Source organism: Agreia sp. Leaf244 (assembly GCF_001422695.1).
In the GTDB taxonomy this organism is placed as follows: Bacteria; Actinomycetota; Actinomycetes; order Actinomycetales; family Microbacteriaceae; genus Agreia.
Genome location: NZ_LMLX01000001.1, coordinates 616,774 through 636,631, shown reverse-complemented (window position 1 = coordinate 636,631; position 19,858 = coordinate 616,774). Strand labels below are relative to the sequence as shown.

Here is a 19,858-nt window from a genome sequence, read left to right as displayed (position 1 = left end):
GGTCATGACACTCTCACTTCGGTCGGGAGGGATGAGGGATCGGGTTCAGCAAGCGCTTCGGTCGCGGCCTGCACGAGCTCGGTGCGCCAGCTGTAGCGCGGCTCCCAGCCGAGCAGCTCGCGCGCCTTGGCCGATGAGAACGCGGGGCTCGAGCCGGTGAGCCCGGCCGCGAGACCGGATGCCTCGGGCAGGTACCGCGGGATCAGCTCGGCGAGCGGCTCCCGGGCAAGCGCGTCGGCCGCGCCGACGAAGAAGACCGAGCCGTTCGGGGCGAGCTCCGCGCGCTCGAGCCAGACGCGCACGAACTCGGCGGCATCCCGGGCGTCGAGGTAGTTGAACAGTGACACGGCGGCGAGCGACGGATCGTCGAGCCGGTCTGCCACCGTATGTCCCTGCTGCGTCGGTGCGCCCGCCCACTCCTCGGGCGGAATGACGAAGCACGGCCGGAAGACTCCGAACGTGACGTTGTCGCTGTTGCGCACGAAGCGCTCGACCACGTTCTCGATCACCTGCTTTGAGAGGGCGTAGGCGTTCCAGGGCTCAACTGGATGCGTCTCGTCGAGCGGCAGGAATCGAGGCGCCCAGCCCTTCGGATTGCCGTAGCCGAGCACGGTCGGGCTCGACGCGGCGAGCACCAGACGGGCACCGGATGCGACGGCCGCGTCGACCACGGAGAACGCCAGCGCCGTGTTGACGTTCAGAATGGTGGCCTCGGGGGCGCTGAACGGAACCGAGATCGCGGCGAGATGCACGACCGCCTCGGGGGCGATCGCGATGAACAGGGTGCGGGTCGCGTCGGCGTCGGTGAGGTCGGCCTGCAACTGCGCTCCCGGCAGGCCAGCCACGCCCTCTCGGTCGATCGAGGTCACGTCGTGGCCGGCCTCGCAGAGCCCGCGAACCACGCTCTGGCCGAGCCGGCCGGAGCCGCCCGTAACGACGACTCTCATTTCGAGACCTCGCCATCGACGGCAGAATCTGTTGCGGCGGTGTCTTCCGCGAACTCCGCCAGCTTGGCGAACATGTCCTCGAGAAGAAAGCGCGTGTCGACGGTCTCGAGCACGAGGATGTCGCCACCCCGGCCCTCGACGTAGCTGCCGTCGGGCGCGAAACGCACGGGCTTCTGCCGACGGAAGACCCCGCTCCACGGTTCGAGCATCAGGCCGATCGCGGGGGAGTCGCCCAGCGAGCGACTCTCGATCGGCACCTTGTGGTGCGCGTCGTTGAACTCCACGATCTGCCGCACGAGGTAGCGGCCGAGCTCGCCGTGCGGCTCGACCTTGCGCCGCAGCTCCGCGTAGCCCACGCTCAGCAGGCGGTAGATCGTCGAGGGAACCTGCCAGACGGTGATTCCGGAGTCGAAGACCACGTTGGCCGCGGCGATGTCGTTCTTGAGGTTGAACTCGGGCGACGACCCGAGCGGCACCACGTCGGGGTCGTAGGCGCCGCCACCGATCCAGATCACCACGACGTCGCGATCGATGATCGAGGGCTCCAGCAGAATGGCCGAGGCCATGTCGGTGAGCGGGCCGAGGAATCCGATGAAGAGAGGGCCGTCGCCGTCGGCCAGGGCCTCCGAGATGATGAGCCGCGCTCCGTCGGAGTCGACGGGAGTCTGCTCGTCGGGCAGTGCATGGGCGCCGCCGTTGGCGACCGCCACCCGGCCCTCCCGGCCGAGCATTCCGACCAGCAGGTCGATCTCGACGCGGGATTCGAGCATGCTCGTCTGCGTGCGTTGCGTGCCGAAATGCGCCGCGACCAGGCCGCGCACATCCAGCGTCGGCGACAGCAGCGCGTGAACGATCGCGAACTGGTCGTCGGCCTCGTTGCGGGCGTCGGTGTCGACGATCACCCGACGTCGCCGGGAGAGTGCGGAGGCGGTGCGTTCGGGGGGAGTCATACGATTCCTTCGCTGACGAGGTGGGCGCGGTGAGAAGACGGAGAGGCGATGTCGTAGTGGCACACGAAGTCGTAGCTGCCCGAGCCGATGCGCACAAGCACGCCGTCGCCGGTCTCGCCGAGCAGCTCGACGCCGGGTGCATCCGACGCCGGCACGCCACCCTCGGTGACGGTCGACGCGAGTCGTGTCGGCAGTGAGACCTGGGCCGTGGAGCCGGGCGGAACGGTCACCTCGAGCCGGAAGACCCCGGCCTTATCGAGCATCCAGGCGCTGCGCGTGACGCCTCGCACCGTCTGCTGCGACGCGGCGGCCCAGTGCATGGCGCGGCTCGGGCGGGGGCGGATGGAGAGCCGCTCGTAAGCCACCGACCCGGGCGCCTGGTCGATGCCGCCGACGGTTCCGTAGAGCCATTCGCCCACGGCGCCGAGGCTGTAGTGATTGAACGAGTTCATGTTCGCGCTCTGGAATCCGCCTTCGGGGGTCCAGCCGTCCCAGCGCTCCCAGATCGTCGTCGCTCCGGCCTCGACCGAGAACAGCCAGCTCGGATACTCGGTCTGCATCAGCAGCGCGTGCGCGATGTCGTCGTAGCCCCAGCGGCTCAGCACCGGGCACAGCTTCGAGACCCCGATGAACCCCGTCGAGAGACGCATGCCGTTGTCGCGCACGAGTTCGGCGAGCCGAGCTGCGGCGCCCTCCTCGAGCTCGGCCGGCAGCAGCGCGTAGTCGAGCGCGAGCAGGTAGCCGGTCTGGGTGTCGCCCGCGACGCGGCCGTCGGCCGTCACGTATTCGCGCAGAAAGGCATCCCGGATGTCGTCGGCCAGCGCGGCGAATCGCGTCGCGTCTGCGTGATGGCCGAGCAGTGCGGCCGCGCGCGAGACGAGTCGCGATGAGTTGGCGAAGTAGGCGGTGGCGACGAGGTCCTTCGGAGTCTCGGGCCCGGCCTGCAACCAGTCGCCGTAGTTGCGCCCCACTCGGGAGCGCCACAGCAGCGACGGGTTCTCCCGCAGCACGTGCTCGATCCAGCGCACCATCGGCGCGTAGGCCGTTTCGACCACGCGCAGGTCGCCGTAGATGTCGTACAGCGCCAGCGGAATGATCACTCCGCCGTCTCCCCAGGCGGGAGCGCCATCACCCGACCAGCTGGCGACGGGTGCGATGTCGGGAAAGGCGCCGTCGGAGTTCTGGCCCACGATCACGTCGTCCATCCAGCTGGCGAAGAAGGTTCCGACGGTGGCGTTGCGCGCCGCGGTCGGCAGGAAGACCTGCGCGTCGGCGAGCCAGCCGAGGCGTTCGTCGCGCTGCGGGCAGTCGGTGGGAACCGATAGGAAGTTGCTGCGCTGGCTCCAGCGGATGTTCGAGAAGAGCTGCATCACGGCGGGGTCGCCGCAGTCGAAGCTGCCCGACTCCTCGAGGTCGCTCGACACGACCCGGGCGGTCAGGTCGTCGACGGTGAGGCCGGCGCGCAGGCCGGCCACGCGAACGTAGCGGAAGCCGTGGAACGTGAAGTCGGGTTCGAAGATGTCGTCGTCGATGCCGGCCGGGTAGAAGATGTCGCGTGCCTCGGCCCTGCGCAGGTTCTCGAGGTAGAGCTCGCCGGCGTCGTCGAGGGTCTCGGCGTGCAGCAGCTCGACGAGGTCGCCGGCAGAGGCACCGCGTACCCTCAGCCGCACATGGCCCACGAGATTCTGGCCGAAGTCGACGATGTATGCCCCGTCAGGCATGGAGGTGACCGACCGCGGGGGAACGGTGCGAACGATCCGCATCGGCCGCGAGACGGCGGCTGTCACGAGAGAGGTGTCGCGTCCGAGAACGCGCGCGGCGATCCATGCCGAGTCGTCGAACGCCGGCTCTGTCCAGCCCGCGACCTCGTTGCGCGCATCCTGGCCCTCGCCCATGAGCAGGTCTGCGTAGAGCCAGCGCCCTCGCGACTCGCGCCACGTCTCGTCGGTGGCGACGATCGCGGTCGAGCCGTCGTCGTAGCTGAGATGCAGCTCGGCGAGGAGCGCGGGGGCGTTGCCGTAGAGCTTGCCGGCGCGCCGCGGGTCGTAGCCCACGAAGCCGCTCCACCAACCGTCGGCGAGCGTGAAGGCGACAGCGTTACCGCCCCCGCGCAGCAGCTCGGTCACGTCGTGGCTCTGGTAGAGGATGCGGCTGGTGTAGTCGGTCCAGCCCGGCGCGAGCTGCTCGTCCGAGACCTGCTCGCCGTTGATCCAGGCGCGGTACAGGCCCTGCGCGGTCACGTGCAGGCGCGCCCGCAGCAGCCTCTTCTCGATGGGCACCTCACGGCGCAGCAGCGACGGCGGCTGCAGCATGCGCGAGTTCAGGGTGAAGTCGTCGTTCGCCGGAGGAAGCAGCGCGGGGCGGTCCCGCGTGTCGCGTCCGATCCACACGCCGCGCCAGCTCGAGGGATCGACGAGGCCGGTCTCGAAGAAGGCGTGCTTCGGGGCCGACTCGCGCCCGTCGTCATCGGTGACCGTGAGCATCCATTCGTAGCGCGTCGTGCGCTCGAGAGTGTTGCCCGCGTACTCGACGCCCAGCTGGGCGGTGGATGCGACGGTGCCCGTCGACCAGACCCGTTGCCGGGCGCCGTCGGGCGCCACCGCGTCGACCTCGATGCGGTACGCCGTCTGTGCGGCCCCGCGTCGGGTCGACGTGAGGCGCCACGAGAAGCGGGGCGCATCCTGTTCGATGCCGAGCGGCGAGTCGAGGTACTCGGTCTGCAGGTCGTAGGGGTCGAGGGGCATGGAACTAATCCTGTCGCGCGGCGGCCGTGCGGCCGAGCCTCGTGTCGATCGCCACGGCGCCGAGCACGAGCGGGCCGAGGCAGACGATGGTGAGCATGGGGGTGAAGAGCGCCAGGGCGATCGAGGTGCCGAGAGCGCCGGCGAGCAGCAGGCTGCCACCGAGGTCTTCGCCGAGGGCCGCGAAGGAGCGCTGCACGGTCGGGATCCAGCGCAGGCCGGGGCGCCAGGCGGCGGCGGTGCGGATGCCGAGCACGGCGACCACGGCTGAGACGACGCCAAGCGCGATCCACATGACGGGATTCTCGCCGAGGCCGGCGTAGAGCGCGAACAGGTCGACGACGAGCACGAGGCCCAGGGCGGCGGGGATCACGATGACGCCGACCGACGAGCGCACGGCCGTGCGGAACTCACGCCAGAACGCGGCGGGGGTGATCTTTCCCTCGCCTCGGGTGCGGGCACGGAGGATCGCGCATCCGGCCACGAACCCGGCGAACCCGGTGACGAGCGGGATGAACGACAGCAGCACCATGATGCCCACGACGAGGCAGTCGGCCAGCGACGAGATCGGGCCCTCGTAGCGCTGGAGGAAGGCTTGCTTGCTCGGGAGCCGGGTGCGTGTTCTCTCTGAGGTGCTCATGACCTAACCCTTGAGGCCCGAGGTCGCGACGCCGTCGACGAGGTAGCGCTGGAACACCGCGAAGAAGATCACCACGGGCAGGATGGCGAGCACACTCATCGCGAACATGGGGCCGAAGCTCGACGCGGACGTCTGGTCGACGAACAGGCGCAGGCCGAGCTGCAGCGTGTAGGTGTCGGGGTTGTTGAGGTAGATGAGCTGGCTGAAGAAGTCGTCCCAGCTCCAGATGAACGAGAAGATCGTGGTCGTGATCAGCGCCGGGGTGAGCAGCGGGAAGATCACGTAACCGAAGGTGCGGTACGGGCCGGCTCCGTCGATGGTGGCCGCCTCGTCGAGCTCGCGGGGGATTCCCTTGATGAACTGCACGATGAGGAACACGAAGAACGCCTCGGTGGCGAGGAACTTCGGCAGCACCAGCGGAAGGAAGGTGCCGATCATGCCGAGCTGCTGGAAGATGATGAACTGCGGAATGAGCACCACGTGCATGGGCAGCATGATCGTCACAAGCATGAAGGCGAAGAACGGGGCGCGCATCCTGAAGCGGAGGCGGGCGAAGGCGTAGGCGGCGAGCGTGCACGAGAACACGTTGCCGACCACGGCGAGCGTCGAGATGAGCAGCGAGTTGCCCAGCATGGTCCAGAAGCTCAGACCGCCCACGCCCTCGAAGACCGTGGCGTAGTTGTCGAAGGTGAACGCATCGGGCAGCACGTTCATGTTCGTGAGGATCTCGGTTCCCGGCTTGAACGACGAGCCGAGCAGCCAGGCGACGGGGTAGAGCAGCAGCGCCAGAAGGGCCAGGCAGAAGACGTGCCAGACGACGGATGCGACGCGCGAGCGGCCGGTCTTGGCACGCTGGGCGGCGCGCGGCGGGCGCCTCTCGATGATCGTGGCCATTATTTCTCCTCCCCGGAGTAGAAGACCCAGGCCCTCGAGCTGCGGAAGATCAGCGCGGTGACGATGCCGATGGCGACGAGCAGCACCCAGGCCATGGCCGAGGCGTAGCCCATATCGAAGGCGGTGAAGGCCCGGTCGTAGAGATAGAGCGTGAAGAACAGGGTCGAGTCGATCGGCCCGCCGCGGCCGCCCGAGATGATGTACGAGGCGGTGAACGCCTGGAAGGCGTTGATGACCTCGAGCACCAGGTTGAAGAAGATGACCGGCGAGAGCATCGGAACCGTGACCGACCAGAAGGTGCGCAGCTTGCCCGCGCCATCGACGGCGGAGGCGTCGTAGAGGTCCTGCGGAATCTGCTTGAGCCCGGCGAGGAAGATCACCATGGGGGCTCCGAACTGCCAGATGGCGAGGATCACGAGCACATAGAGCGAGAGCTTGGGGTTGGAGATCCAGCCGCCGCCGTCGATGCCGACGGTGGAGAGGCCGTTGTCGACCACGCCGTCGTTGGCGAAGAGCGTGCGCCAGACGAGGGCCACGGCCACGCTCGCGCCGAGCAGCGAGGGTGCATAGAACGCCGAGCGGTAGAAGCCCTGGCCGCGCCGCGCCTTGTTGAGCAGCAGCGCGATGGCGAGAGCCGCCAGCAGCTTGAGCGGCGCCGCGACCAGAACGTAGTTCAGGGTCACCCCGACCGCGCTCCAGAACCGCGGGTCCTCGACCATGCGCTGGTAGTTGGCGATGCCGATGAACTCGGGTGCCGAGAACAGGTCGTAGTCGGTGAACGAGAGGTAGAGGGAGGCGATCATCGGGCCGACCGTGAGGAGGGCGGCGCCGATGAGCCAGGGGGTCAGGAAGACGTAGGCCGCGCCGTTCTTGCCGGTGCGCCCGGTGCGGGGTCTCTGCCGGGAGGCTTTCGCCGGGGGTTGGGCGGGGGCAGTGAGGGCACTGTCCGTCGGTCGATCGACTGCAACGGTCATGGATGTGGCCTACGTCTTCCTGTGTTCGCGGGTTCGGTGGTGCCTAGGAGATGGCCGAGGTGATCGAGGCGACCGTGGCCTTCGCCGCGTCCTTCAACTCCGTCTGGCCGAAGATGATCTGCTCGTAGGCGAGAGTGAAGTCGGCCGGAATGGTGCTGGCACCGGCCGGAGCGAGCGGCGCAGGAGCCTGGAACGTGTCCTGGTACTCGGAGACGAAGTCGCTCACGGTCTTGTTGCCGCCCTCGAGCGTCGGCGAGATTGCCTCGTAGGTGGCGGAGTTGGTCGGGATTCCGCGCGACAGGCCGAGGATCTTGCCGGCCTCCTCATCGTTGATGATGAAGTCGAGCAGCTTCGCAGCCGCCTCCGGGTGCTTGGACTTCGACGAGACCGCGGCGACGTTCGTGCCGTTGAGCGTCATGCCCGACTCATCGGTGTCGGTCGGAAACGGCGCGATGGCGATGTTCTCGGCGCCGAGCGTGTCGGAGTACGCGCCGGTCAGCGATGCGGCCGAGAACTCGGCGGCGCTGATGCCGCGGGCGAGGCCCGAGTTCTGCATGCTCTGGTCGATGGTCGAGGTGGTCTCGGCGTCGGTGGTCGTTCCGTCTTCGCGCAGTTCGCCGGCGAGGGTCCACCAGTCGGCGAGGTCCTTCTCGGTGAAGCCGACCTCTCCGTCTTCGGTGAAGAGGTGCTTGCCGTTCTGCAGCAGGTACATCTCGAAGTAGGCGATCTGTCCACCCGGGTCGCTGAGGGCTGCGGTCTTGCCGTCCGACGCCGCGCGGATCTTCTCGCCGGCCGCCTTGAGGTCATCCCAGGTGAAGCCGGCTCCGGGCGCCTCGGCTCCGGCCGCCGCCCAGACGGTGGGGTTGTAGACCATCGCGTTGTTGGCGAGACCCAGCGTGAGGCCCATGACGGTGTCGTCGATGGTGCCGACCTTCAGAGCCTCTTCGGTGATGTCCTCGGTGCGGATGGTGCCGTCGTCGATGTAATCGGTGAGCGGGGTGAGCGCGTTCTTCGACGAGTACTCGCGCACGCTCTCCATGGGGATGAGGAAGAGGTCGGGCGCTCCACCGCCGGCGATCTGCGTGGCGAGCTTGGGGATGTAGGCGTCGATCGTGGAGAACGACGACTTGACGGTGATGTCGGGGTTGGCCTCTTCGAACAGGTCGATCGCCTGCTCCGTGAGCGCGGCACGCTCGTCGTTGCCCCACCAGGTGAAGCTGATGGTCACGGGGCCGGATTCGGCAGTGTCGTCTGGTGATTCCGAGCTGCAGGCGGTTGCGCCCACCAGCGTCAGGGCCGCGATTCCGGCGAGTGCGATGACTCCCGGTCGTGTGCGTCGTGGCATGGGTTTCTCCTCTTTGAGTCTCCGGTCACACGCGGCGCCGGTGCCTGGGCTGTGGTCGGTACACTCTGTCACAAGAAACCGGTTTCCCGCAATATTCAGATTTGACAGACTGGGATCGACCAGAATTTGCCTGAATTAGAGCCGATCTTTGGTTGTCGCACGAACCGACGACTTCCGCCGACCGCCGGATTCGCTATAAAGTGAGGAACCGGTTTCTACCTCCGACCGTCCTCAGACCCACGCAGAAGGAGCGAGCAGTGTTGCTCACGCCCCGCCCCGCCCATGGCCTCGACTACACCAATCCGATCCTCGACGCCGACTGGCCCGACCCCGACGTCACCCGTGTCGGCGAGCAATACGTGCTCGTCGCATCCAGCTTCAATCGCTCGCCGGGGCTGCCGGTTCTCGTCTCCGACGACCTCGTGCACTGGAGCATCGCCTCGCACGCCCTCGCCCGCATCCACCCGGTGGAGCACTTCGAACTCCCTCGACACGGCCAGGGGGTGTGGGCGCCGTCGATCCGGTTCCACGACGGGCTGCTGCGCATCTACTACCCCGATCCCGATCGCGGCATCTTCGTGGTGACGGCGCCCGGCCCCGAGGGGCCATGGAGCGAGCCCATCGCCGTGCTCGAGGGCCTCGGCCTGATCGACCCCTGCCCGCTGTTCGACGGCGAGCACGTCTACCTCGTGCACGGCTGGGCCGCATCGCGCAGCGGTCGCTCGAACGAGCTGACCGTGGTCGAGCTCGACGCGTCGGGAACCAGGCCTGTCGGCATGCCGCGCACGGTGATCGACGGCGACGAGGTGCCGGGCTGCAGCACTCTCGAGGGGCCGAAGTTCTATCGCCGCGGCGAGCACTACTACGTCTTCGCGCCCGCCGGCGGCGTGGCCACGGGGTGGCAACTGGCTTTCCGCTCGACATCTCCGTGGGGTCCATACGAGTCGCGAATCGTGCTCGAACAGGGCGAGACCGCGGTCAACGGACCGCATCAGGGAGGCTGGGTCACGGCGGACGACGGCAGTGACTGGTTCGTGCACTTTCAGGACACCGGGGCCTTCGGTCGAGTGGTGCATCTGCAGCCCGTGAGCTGGCACGACGGGTGGCCGCTCATGGGCGAGCCGCGCGAGGGCCTGCCGGGTCAGCCCGTGACGGGGATGCCTCGGTCGAGTGGCCACGCGACGAATGAGCCCGCGTCTCGAGACCACCACCGCTTCGCCCGACCAGGTGCCGGCGTTCCCACGCGCAGCGACGATTTCGCCGCCACTTCCCTGGCTCCGCAATGGCACTGGCAGGCCAATCCACGCCCCGGCCAGGTGGCGCTTCGAGGGGATGGAGCGCTCGTGTTGCCGCTTCGGAGCAACGATTCCGGCAATCTGCGAACGCTGCCCCAGGTTCTCTCGCAGCAGCTGCCGCAGTCGCCGACCACGGTGACGACCTCGCTGCATCTCGACAGCCGAGTGGAAGGTGCCCGCGCGGGCCTCACCGTGCTCGGAACCGAGTACGCGTGGATCGGCCTCACCGTCTCCGGCGGACGCGTGCACATCACCGGCGGAGTCGGTCCGGGCCATCGCGGCGACCGGGCGTTCGTCGAGCCGGCGCCCGTCGCATCCGATCTGCCCGTGGAGCTGCGGCTGCGGTCGACGAGCGACGCCCGCGTCGATTTCGCGTGGCGGCAGGGAGACGGGGAGTGGACCGAAGCGATCATGCCGTTCCGGGCCAAGCAGGGCACGTGGATCGGCGCCGAGATCGGACTGTTCTCGGTAGCCCCGTACGGCGCCGTCGACACCGGTGAGGCCGTTTTCGGCGCCATCGATATCCGCACCGATCGAGAAGGGAACGTCGCATGAGCCGCGAACGCTACGGGATGGTCGGCACCGGTCACCGGGCCGAGATGTACATCGACGCCCTGATCGGGCCGCACTCCGACGTGGCCGAGCTCGTGGCCTGGAGCGACTCGAACCCGGGCCGCCTCGACTACTACGCCGACAAGGTGCGTGCCGCCGGGTCCGCCGATCCGGTGCGCTTCGACCCCGCCGCCCTCGCCGACACCGTGGGCGCGCAACGGCTCGACCGGATCATCGTCACCACCCCCGACTTCACGCATGCCGAGTTCGTGTCGGCCGCGCTCCTCGCCGGCGCCGACGTGGTCGTCGAGAAGCCGCTCACCATCGACCGAACGGGGCTCGACACGATCCGCGCCGCCGTCGAACAGTCGGGCCGCCGCGTCGTGACCACGTTCAACTACCGGTACAGCCCCCGCAACAGCGCACTGCGCGCGCTGATCGCCGAGGGATCGATCGGGCGGGTCACCTCGGTGCACTTCGAGTGGGCGCTCGACACCATGCACGGCGCCGACTACTTCCGCCGCTGGCACCGCGACAAGGCCAACTCGGGAGGCCTGCTCGTGCACAAGTCGTCGCACCACTTCGACCTCGTCAATTGGTGGATCGACTCGTCGCCCGTGCGCGTCTTCGCGAGCGGAGGCCTGCGCTTCTACGGGGAAGGGAACGCAGCCCCGCGCGAACGCGCGGGGGTCGACCCCTTCGCCCTCGACATCGCCGCGGATCCGCGACTCAAGGCCCTCTATGTCGACACGGTCGCCCACGACGGCTACCACCGCGACCAGAACGTCTTCGGCCCGGGAATCACGATCGAGGACAACCTCGCCGTACTCGTCGACTACGCATCCGGTGCCACGATGTCGTACTCGCTCAACGCGCACAGCCCCTGGGAGGGTTACCGGGTCACTGTCAACGGCACCGAGGGCCGCGCCGAGCTCGAGGTCGTCGAACGCAGTTCGGTGCTTCTGGATGCCGACGGCCGGGCGGTGCTCGACCCGAGCGCGAATCCCGTGGCCGGCCCCGCCGACACGGTGCGCCCGATGACGGAACGCCTCGTGCTGCAGCGGCACTGGGAATCCGCGCGCGAGGTGCCCATCCCCGAGGGCATCGGCGGCCATGGCGGGGGTGACGCGTTCCTTCTCGAGCACCTCTTCACCCGTGTCGAATCGGATGCGCCGCTCGGCCGGGTGGCCGGCTTCGACGACGGCGTGCGAGCGGTCTCGGTCGGCATCGCGGGGAACGAATCGCTGCGCACCGGCCTGCCGGTCACCCTCCCTTTCGATCAGCATCGCTGAGCGCGCCTTCCATGGGATCATCGATCACGGGCAGCGGCGACGACGCCGCACGCTCCGCATTCCGACACCGCGACCGGCTGGAGCTCGAATGACACGCGACACCTCCGCGCCCACGACACCCGGCGCATCCACCCCGGCCACCATCGCGCAGGTCGCGACGGCCGCCGGGGTCTCGCGGGCGACCGTGTCGCGGGTCATGAACGGCCGCGCGACGGTCGCTCCGGTGATCGCAGAGCGTGTGCGCCAGGCGGTTCGCGATCTCGACTACACGCCCTCGACAGTCGCCCGCAGCCTCTCGCTCGGCCGCACCAACACCGTCGCGCTCGTCGTTCCCGACCTCGCCAACCCGATGTTCCAGCAGGTTCTGCGCGGGGTCACGCAGGCCGCGGCCGTCGACGGCTACCGCGTGCTGGTCGCCGACTCCGCAGAGAACGTCGACGAGGAGAGGCTGCTCGCGATCGAGGCGCGCATGCGCTGCGACGCCCTCGTGCTGTGCGCACCCCGTATGCCGATCGCGCAGCTCACCGAGCTGCTGCCCCGGGTCTCGCCGACCGTCGTCATCAACCGCGACCTCGGGGCGCTCGCGGCCCCCGCCTTGTCGATCGACTACGCGTCCGGCATCAAGGGGCTCATGGCGCACCTTCTGTCGCTCGGGCACACGCGTTTCCTGTTCCTCGGCGGACCCGAGCAGAGCGCGTCGAACCAGGAGCGGATCGAGGGGCTGAGCGAGATCGCTGCCTCGCATCCGGGCATCACGATCGACACCGTCACGTGCGGCGCCGCGATCGAAGACGGGTACGCGGCGGCGGAGGCCGTGCTCTCGAACGGGGCGACGGCCGTGCTGGCGTTCAACGACCTCGTCGCCGTGGGGCTTCTGGGGCGACTCGCCGAACTCGAGGTCCCCGTTCCCGGACGAGTCTCGGTGACGGGATTCGACGACATCCAGTTCGCCCGCTTCGCCACACCCTCGCTCACGACCATGTCGGTGCCGCAGATGGAGCTCGGCCGCCAGGCCTGGGCGCAGCTGCGCGAACTGCTCGAGGGCGGCCAGCCGGAGCACGCGGTGTTCTTCCGGCCGAGGCTCGAGGTGCGTTCGAGCACGGGGCCCGTGCCGGATGCCGTGGGCCCGGTTCTCGGCGCATGACCGGTTCGAGCGCGCCCTCGGCTCACGATCGCGCGGTGAAGCGCGCCAGGCTGCTCGCGATCCTCGACGAGCGCGACGCCGAGAGCCTGGTGCTGTCGAGTCACGGCGCGCTGGCCTGGTACCTCGACGGGGCTCGCACCCACACGAGCCTCATGGGCGATCCCGTTCTGCAGGTGAGGGTCGATCGCGAGGGCGATGCGGTCTCGGCGTTCTCCAACGAGGCCGCGCGGCTGCTCGCCGAGGAGCTTCCGTCGGGTATCGAGGTCTCGACCGCGCCGTGGTTCGGAGCGCTGGGCGACGGGTTCGCCGGTTCTGCCGGTGCCGGTGCAGCGGGCTCCGGTTCTGATGCTGCCGGGCCGCGCTCGCTTGTCGAGTCCGACATCGCGGCCGAACTTCGGGCGGCGCGTGCTTCCCTTCTTCCTGCAGAACTCGCGCGCTACCGCGCCCTCTGCGTCGACACGGCCGAGGTCATGACCGATGCTCTCTCGGCCGCCTCGCCGGGCCAGTCCGAGCGGGCGCTCGCGGCATCCGTCGGCGCCGGGCTGCTGGAGCGCAGAGCCGACCCGATCGTGCTCATGGTGTCGGGATTCGCTCGAGCCGGCTACCGGCATCCGCTGCCCGGCGACGACCCGATCGGCTCGCGCGCCATGGTCGTGGCCTGCGCCAGGCGGCACGGGATGATCGCGAACATCACGCGCTGGGTGAGCTTCGGGGCACCGGCCACCTCGTCCGGCTCGGGCGATCGCGCCGAGGCCGAGCGGCGCATCCTCGAGGTGGAGGCCGCCTACCTCGACGCGACGACCGCGGGCGCGACCCTGGCGTCGGCGTTCGAGGCCGGATGCGCATCGTACGGCCAGGCGGGATTCGCGGCCGACGAGTGGCGAAACCACCACCAGGGAGGCGCCGCCGGCTACAACGGACGCGACCCGCGCGCGACATCGAAGACCCGCGATGCGATCCAGTCGAACCAGGCCTTCGCGTGGAATCCCAGCGCTCCCGGGGTGAAGATCGAGGACACGGTGCTTCTCGGCCCATCCGGAATCGAGTCGCTCACCGTCGACCCGCGCTGGCCCACGGTGCAGCACGCGGGCCGAGCCCGCCCGGCCGAACTCCGCCTCTAGCCGTGTACGTCTAACGCTGGTCGAGTAGGCCGCCCGCGGCCGTATCGAGACCATTCGACGAGTGAACGGGCGGAGATCAGCACATCCGAGCCGAATACGGCGTTGGACCACGGCATCTCCGCCCATTCCCCCGTGTCCACCTCACCGCTACCCTGATCTGAAACGCTTCAACCGGCCGCACGAACACAGGAGTTCCCGCCATGCCCCTCGATCCGTACATCGCCGCGCGCATCCACCTGCTCGATGACATTCCCGGCTGGGACTCGGGCCGCACCAACCCCGAGCACGCTGCCGCCTTCACCGAATTCGCCGTCGACCCGGAGCCCTACGAGCTTCCCGCGAACGTCGAGATCCGCGACGACGTCGTCTCCGGCCCGCACGGACCCATCCCCGTTCGTGTCTATCGCCCATCCCGCACAACAGGCCTGTTGCCCGCCCTGCTCTGGAACCACGGCGGCGGCTTCACCGGCGGCGACCTAGACATGAACGAGTCCCACGTCACGAGCGCCGAACTGGCCCACCGCGCCCAGGCGCTCGTCGTCGCGGTCGACTACCGGCTCGCGAATGACGGGGTTCAGTACCCGGTTCCTGTCGACGATGTCGAGGCCGCGTGGCTCTGGCTTGCGGCTCACGCAGATGGTCTGGGGGTGGATGCCCGCCGCATCGCGATCGGCGGCGCGAGCGCGGGGGCCAACCTGGCCGCCGCGATGGTCGTGCGGCTCGTCGCGACGGGCGGCGCCCTGCCGTCGACGCTGCTGTTGGCCTACCCGGCGCTTCATTTTCCATTCCCCGCCCTCTCCGACGAGGTGCAGGCCGTGATGGCGACGCTTCCGCGCATGATCCGTTTCCTCCCCGAGCGCTCCCGCCGCATGCTGCTGAACTACGCCGGCAGAAGCGTGGATCTGCCGCTCGAGGTGATGCCCGGACACGCACCGCTCGCGGGGTTCCCGGCCACGCGCATCCTGATCAGCGAATACGACGACATCAGGCCGTCGGGCGAGCTGTTCGCCGAGCAACTGGCCGAGGTGGGAGTGCTGGTCAAGACCCAGCTCGCGACGGGAATGCTGCACGGGCATCTGAACCGCACGCCGACGCTGCGAGAGGTCTCGCGGTCGCTCGACTTCTTCGCGGAGGCCCTGCTGTCGCCGCGCGAGTGACCCGCGGAGCGGGTCGCCGAGGGGCGGAGTATGGCCGCATAGGCGCGTGCGGAAGCGGCCAAACTCCGCCCCTGAGTGCGTACGGACTGTACTTACCGCCGAATCTTCCAATGCTTGGGCCCAACGCGTCGAGACCGGAGGATCCTCGGACCTCCGTCGCACATAGCGCATCGAATCTCTGAATCTCCTCCCGTTCGTCCTGATCGCACGCATCCGGACTGCCGACGGGCGGAGTATGGCCGCTTTGACGCCTGCGGAAGCGGCCAAACTCCGCCCCTCAGTGAGTACGGCTGTCACCCCGGCGTCCGAAACACCCCGGCAACACCGCCGCACTAGGCTCGGGTCATGGTTGACCTGTTCGCCGGCTACGGCGCCACACTCACCCCCCGTTCATCGCGAGGGTCCGCGAGTGCCTGGGACGAGATGTTCCCCGAACCCAGCTCTCTGGCCCCCGTCGAGGCGCGCGCCGCCTACAAAGACGTGTATCAGGCGCTGGCCCGCATGACGCAGGAGGAACTGCGCGGGCGCACCGACGCCCTGGCCAGTTCCTACCTCGCCCAGGGCGTGACGTTCGACTTCGCGGGCGAGGAGCGGCCCTTCCCCCTCGACGCCGTTCCGAGGGTGATCGAGCAGAAGGAGTGGGTGACCGTCGAGGCGGGAATCAAGCAGCGCGTGCGCGCTCTCGAGGCCTTTCTCGCCGACATCTACGGCCCCCAGCACGCGGTGCGCGACGGAGTCATCCCCGCGGGCCTGATCAGCTCGTCGAGTCATTTCCACCGCCAGGCTGCGGGCATCGTCTCGGCCAACAACGTGCGCATCCAGGTGTCGGGCATCGACCTGATCCGCGATGAGAAGGGCGCCTGGCGGGTGCTCGAAGACAACGTGCGCGTTCCGTCGGGCGTCAGCTACGTCATCTCCAACCGCCGGGTCATGGCGCAGACGCTGCCCGAACTCTTCGTCAGCATGCGCGTGCGCCCCGTCGGCGACTACCCCAACAAGCTTCTGCAGGCCCTGCGCGCCTCGGCACCCGCCGGCGTCGACGACCCGAACGTGGTCGTGCTCACCCCCGGCGTCTACAACTCCGCCTACTTCGAGCACACGCTGCTGGCCCGACTCATGGGCGTCGAGCTCGTCGAGGGCCGCGACCTGTTCTGCTCGGGCGGCAGGGTCTGGATGCGCACCACGGCCGGTCCGATGCGCGTCGACGTGATCTATCGCCGGGTCGACGACGAGTACCTCGACCCGCTGCAGTTCCGCGCCGACAGCCAGCTGGGCTCGCCCGGCATCATGATGGCCGCGCGACTCGGAAACGTGACCATCGCCAACGCGGTCGGCAACGGCGTGGCCGACGACAAGCTCGTCTACACCTACCTGCCCGACCTCATCCAGTACTACCTGGGCGAGAAGCCGATCATCCCCAACGTCGACACGTGGCGCCTCGAAGACCCCGCCTCGCTCGAGGAGGTGCTCGACCGCCTCGACGAGCTCGTCGTGAAGCCCGTCGACGGATCCGGCGGCAAGGGCCTCGTGGTCGGACCCGCGGCATCCAAAACCGAGCTCGAGACGCTGCGCAAGCGGCTGCTCGAAGACCCGCGCGGCTGGATCGCGCAGCCGGTCGTGCAGCTCTCGACAATCCCCACGCTTGTCGAAGACGGGATGCGGCCGCGTCACGCAGACCTGCGGCCGTTCGCCGTCAACGACGGCAGCGACATCTGGGTTCTGCCCGGCGGGCTCACGCGGGTGGCGCTTCCCGAGGGCGAGCTCGTCGTGAACTCGAGCCAGGGCGGCGGATCGAAGGACACCTGGGTCATCGGCCTCGAGCCCGATTTCTTCCAGGAGTCCTCGGCCCGCAACATCCAGGGCCTGGTGGCCGACCAGGCGGCGAACACGCAGTCGATTCCGATCGTGGGCAAGCACGCCGTCGACCACTCTCCTCAGGACAAGCCCAACAACGACCAGCAGCAACAGCAGCAGCAGGCGCGGTGGAGCCCGGGGCATCCGCCCCTGCCGGCCGTCCGTTCCCTGAGCCTGTCGAAGGGAGCCCGTCTCGACACGCTCGACGAGCGGAGTGAAGGAGAAGACGCATGCTGAGCCGCATCGCCGAGAGCCTCTTCTGGATCGGGCGTTACATCGAGCGCAGCGACGGCACCGCCCGCATCCTCGACGTGCACCTTCAACTCCTGCTCGAAGACCCGTGGATCGAGGAAGACCTCGCCTGTCGCTCGCTCCTTGCCCTCATGGGCAGCGAGGTCCCCGGACCCGAGCGTGAACTGACGCGACAGGACGTGCTCGCGACCCTCGCGGTAGACCGCACGCATCCCGCATCCATCGCCTATTCGCTCGGAGCGGCCCGCGAGAACGCGCGCCGGGCGCGCGAGATCGTGTCGACCGAGCTCTGGGAGTGCCTCAACACGACCCGGGCGAAGATGCCGCGCAAGATCGCGGGCGAGAAGACGCACGAGTTCTTCGGCTGGGTACGCGAACGCGCGGCGCTCGCCGTGGGCATCGTCGAGTCCGGCACCAGCCGCGACGAGGCCTGGCACTTCTTCAACCTCGGGCGTTCGCTCGAGCAGGCCGACATGACGGCCCGCCTGCTGGCGACGAGAAGCCTCACCGAGGCATCCGGCCCGAGTTGGACGACCATTCTGCGATCGTGCGGCGCCTACGAGACCTACCTGCGCACCTACCGGGGCGTGCCGTCGGCGCGCAACGCGGCCGAGTTCCTGCTGCTCGACCGCCTGTTCCCGCGGTCGATCATCTTCTCGGTCTCGCGGGCAGAGGAGTCGCTGCGCGCGATCGAACCCCGCAACGACCGGGTCGGAGTCACCGACAGGGCGCAGCGGCTGCTCGGCCAGATCCGCAGTCAGCTCGAGTACCGCCCGATCATGGACATCCTGCACGAGCTTCCGAAGCACATGGACAGCGTGCAGGATGCGACGTCGACGGCCTCCGAGGCGATCCGCCAGCGCTACTTCCCCACCAACGCCGCCCCTTCCTGGACGGGAGAGAACACATGAACCGGCTTCGCATCCGGCACGTGACCGGTTACCGCTACGAGGGCGAGGTGGCAGCCTCGTACAACGAGGCGCGCATGCTCCCCGTCTCGAGCTCCGACCAGTTCGTGCTGTACTCCAACCTCGAGATCGCCCCCGTGTCGAGCAACCACAACTACCTCGACTACTGGGGCACCCGGGTCTCGAGCTTCGAGGTGCTGACCCCGCACAAGGAACTGTCGCTCACCGCCAACAGCCTCGTCGAGGTGCGCCCGCGCCCGCACCAGCCGCACAAGGTCGGCTGGGAGGCGCTCGCCGATGCATCCGCCAAGGCCACCTCATACGTCGAGCATTCGAAGCAGACCCGCCTCACCGACCCGGCCGACGACATCGTCGAGCTCGCCAACGAGATCGCATCGCGCTATGACAGCCCGTGCGAGGCCGCGCTCGAGATCTGCTCGGCGATCGGCGACCAGATGCAGTACGTCCAGGGTGTCACCCACGTGCACTCCACGGCCAAGGACTCCTGGGCCGACAAGCGCGGCGTCTGCCAGGACATCGCGCACATCGCGCTCGGTGCGCTGCGCTCGGTCGGAATCCCCGCCCGCTACGTCTCGGGCTACCTGCACCCGAAGCCGCACGCCGAGATCGGCGAGACGGTCGCGGGGGAGTCGCACGCCTGGGTCGAATGGTTCTGCGGCGACTGGCGCGGCTTCGATCCCACGAACTCGATCGACATCGGAGACCGCCACGTGACGGTGGGCCGGGGCCGCGACTACAACGATGTGGCCCCGCTGCGCGGCGTCTACGCAGGGCCCTTCGGATCGAGCCTCTTCGTGACCGTGGAGATCACCCGCGAGAGCTGAGCAGCCCGTTCCCTGAGCCTGTCGTTCCCTGAGCCCGTCGAAGGGCGGGTTCCCTTCGACAAGCTCAGAGAACGGCGACACAATGGGCACGTGCCCCAGTTTCTCAGCGACCACGGCGTCGCGATCCACTACTCCGCCTGGCCCATCGAGAACCCTCGCGGCATCGTGCAGATCGTGCACGGCCTCGGCGAGCACTCGGGGAGGTACGCCGAACTCGCGGGCCGGCTGAACGCATCCGGATACGCCGTCTACGCGCACGACCTGCGCGGCCACGGCGAGACCGCGCGGCTGCCCGGCGGCGAGACTCAACCCGGCCATCGCATGGGCCCCGACGGCGTGCGCACGGCCGAGTCCGACATCCTGCGCTTCACCCGGCTGTTGCGCGACGAGGTGCCCGGCGTTCCGCTGGTGGCCCTCGGCCACAGCCTCGGGTCGCTGCTGCTGCAGCGGGTCGTCAACAGCCGGTCGACGGTGTTCGACGGCGTCGTGCTCACGGGTACGGCATTGCGGATGCCGGGGTCGATGGATGGCGGCGACCTGACGCGGCGTCACCGCCCGGCCCGTGGCCGGGGCACGGGGTTCGAATGGCTGAGTCGCGACGTGGCCATGCAGCAGAAGGCTGCCGACGACGCGTACATGTTCGAGGCGAAGGCGCTGGAGGAGCTCGGCGTGCGCGACGGGCTGCGACTGTTCGGCGTGCCCTCTCGTCGCATCCGGCGCGATCTGCCGGTGCTGATCATGGGAGGCTCCGACGACATCCTGGGCGGAACCGCCAGCATGCGCCGGCTGGCCAAGGCCTACACGCAGCGCTCGAAGCTCGCCGACGTCGAGGTCGTGGTGTTTCCGGATGCCCGGCACGAGGTCTTCAACGAGACGAACCGTGCCGACGTGGCCGACCGCCTCCTCGACTGGCTCGAGCACCACACGGCGCAGTGATCAGCGCGGCG

Annotated in this window: 16 protein-coding genes; 9 read left to right on the top strand and 7 right to left on the bottom strand. The window is 68.8% G+C overall.

All coding sequences use genetic code 11. The features are described 5' to 3' along the window. Positions 1–2 precede the first annotated feature (2 nt). Genes ASF06_RS02890 through ASF06_RS02860 form a run of 7 tightly spaced genes read right to left on the bottom strand, consistent with a single transcriptional unit; the run spans position 3 to position 8,491 of the window. Positions 3–947: an NAD-dependent epimerase/dehydratase family protein gene (locus tag ASF06_RS02890; protein ID WP_055943053.1), complete on the bottom strand. Its 945-nt coding sequence runs from the start codon at positions 945–947 to the stop codon at positions 3–5. Further along, positions 944–1,897: a nucleoside hydrolase gene (locus ASF06_RS02885; protein ID WP_055943050.1), complete on the bottom strand. Its 954-nt coding sequence runs from the start codon at positions 1,895–1,897 to the stop codon at positions 944–946. The genes ASF06_RS02890 and ASF06_RS02885 overlap by 4 nt, the downstream gene beginning before the upstream one ends. Further along, positions 1,894–4,641: an alpha-L-rhamnosidase gene (locus tag ASF06_RS02880; protein ID WP_082500662.1), complete on the bottom strand. Its 2,748-nt coding sequence runs from the start codon at positions 4,639–4,641 to the stop codon at positions 1,894–1,896. Before ASF06_RS02880 ends, ASF06_RS02885 begins: the two co-directional genes overlap by 4 nt. A 4-nt stretch (positions 4,642–4,645) precedes the next feature. After that, a complete protein-coding gene (locus tag ASF06_RS02875; protein WP_055943048.1) occupies positions 4,646–5,278 on the bottom strand; it encodes a hypothetical protein in 633 nt (210 codons plus the stop codon). 3 nt (positions 5,279–5,281) lie between these two features. Beyond that, a complete protein-coding gene (locus ASF06_RS02870; RefSeq protein WP_082500661.1) occupies positions 5,282–6,172 on the bottom strand; it encodes a carbohydrate ABC transporter permease in 891 nt (296 codons plus the stop codon). Continuing rightward, positions 6,172–7,146, bottom strand: a complete 975-nt coding sequence (locus ASF06_RS02865) for a carbohydrate ABC transporter permease (protein WP_055943045.1) — start codon at positions 7,144–7,146, stop codon at positions 6,172–6,174. Before ASF06_RS02865 ends, ASF06_RS02870 begins: the two co-directional genes overlap by 1 nt. 43 nt (positions 7,147–7,189) lie before the next feature. Next, positions 7,190–8,491 carry an ABC transporter substrate-binding protein gene (locus ASF06_RS02860; RefSeq protein ID WP_055943042.1) on the bottom strand — a complete coding sequence of 434 codons (1,302 nt, stop codon included), beginning with the start codon at positions 8,489–8,491 and terminating at the stop codon, positions 7,190–7,192. 257 nt (positions 8,492–8,748) lie between these two features. Here ASF06_RS02860 and ASF06_RS02855 point away from each other — a divergent pair, with 257 nt between their 5' ends. From ASF06_RS02855 to ASF06_RS02815, 9 genes are all read left to right on the top strand, one after another. Beyond that, positions 8,749–10,341: a glycoside hydrolase family 43 protein gene (locus tag ASF06_RS02855; RefSeq protein ID WP_200920291.1), complete on the top strand. Its 1,593-nt coding sequence runs from the start codon at positions 8,749–8,751 to the stop codon at positions 10,339–10,341. Continuing rightward, positions 10,338–11,630, top strand: coding sequence for a Gfo/Idh/MocA family protein (locus ASF06_RS02850; RefSeq protein WP_055943040.1), 1,293 nt, complete (start codon positions 10,338–10,340; stop codon positions 11,628–11,630). Before ASF06_RS02855 ends, ASF06_RS02850 begins: the two co-directional genes overlap by 4 nt. A gap of 88 nt (positions 11,631–11,718) precedes the next feature. Then, positions 11,719–12,774 (top strand): LacI family DNA-binding transcriptional regulator, encoded by a 1,056-nt coding sequence (locus ASF06_RS02845; RefSeq protein WP_055943038.1) that lies wholly within the window; start codon positions 11,719–11,721, stop codon positions 12,772–12,774. Then, positions 12,771–13,895: a M24 family metallopeptidase gene (locus tag ASF06_RS02840; protein WP_055943035.1), complete on the top strand. Its 1,125-nt coding sequence runs from the start codon at positions 12,771–12,773 to the stop codon at positions 13,893–13,895. Before ASF06_RS02845 ends, ASF06_RS02840 begins: the two co-directional genes overlap by 4 nt. Before the next feature lie 200 nt (positions 13,896–14,095). Beyond that, positions 14,096–15,052: an alpha/beta hydrolase gene (locus tag ASF06_RS02835; RefSeq protein ID WP_055943032.1), complete on the top strand. Its 957-nt coding sequence runs from the start codon at positions 14,096–14,098 to the stop codon at positions 15,050–15,052. 345 nt (positions 15,053–15,397) lie between these two features. Continuing rightward, on the top strand, positions 15,398–17,143 hold the full coding sequence (locus ASF06_RS02830) for a circularly permuted type 2 ATP-grasp protein (RefSeq protein WP_082500660.1): 1,746 nt from the start codon (positions 15,398–15,400) through the stop codon (positions 17,141–17,143). Next, positions 17,137–18,069, top strand: a complete 933-nt coding sequence (locus ASF06_RS02825; protein ID WP_055924862.1) for an alpha-E domain-containing protein — start codon at positions 17,137–17,139, stop codon at positions 18,067–18,069. The genes ASF06_RS02830 and ASF06_RS02825 overlap by 7 nt, the downstream gene beginning before the upstream one ends. Further along, positions 18,066–18,911 carry a transglutaminase family protein gene (locus ASF06_RS02820; protein WP_055943029.1) on the top strand — a complete coding sequence of 282 codons (846 nt, stop codon included), beginning with the start codon at positions 18,066–18,068 and terminating at the stop codon, positions 18,909–18,911. The genes ASF06_RS02825 and ASF06_RS02820 overlap by 4 nt, the downstream gene beginning before the upstream one ends. Before the next feature lie 90 nt (positions 18,912–19,001). Continuing rightward, a complete protein-coding gene (locus tag ASF06_RS02815; RefSeq protein WP_055943026.1) occupies positions 19,002–19,847 on the top strand; it encodes an alpha/beta hydrolase in 846 nt (281 codons plus the stop codon). Positions 19,848–19,858: the final 11 nt, after the last annotated feature.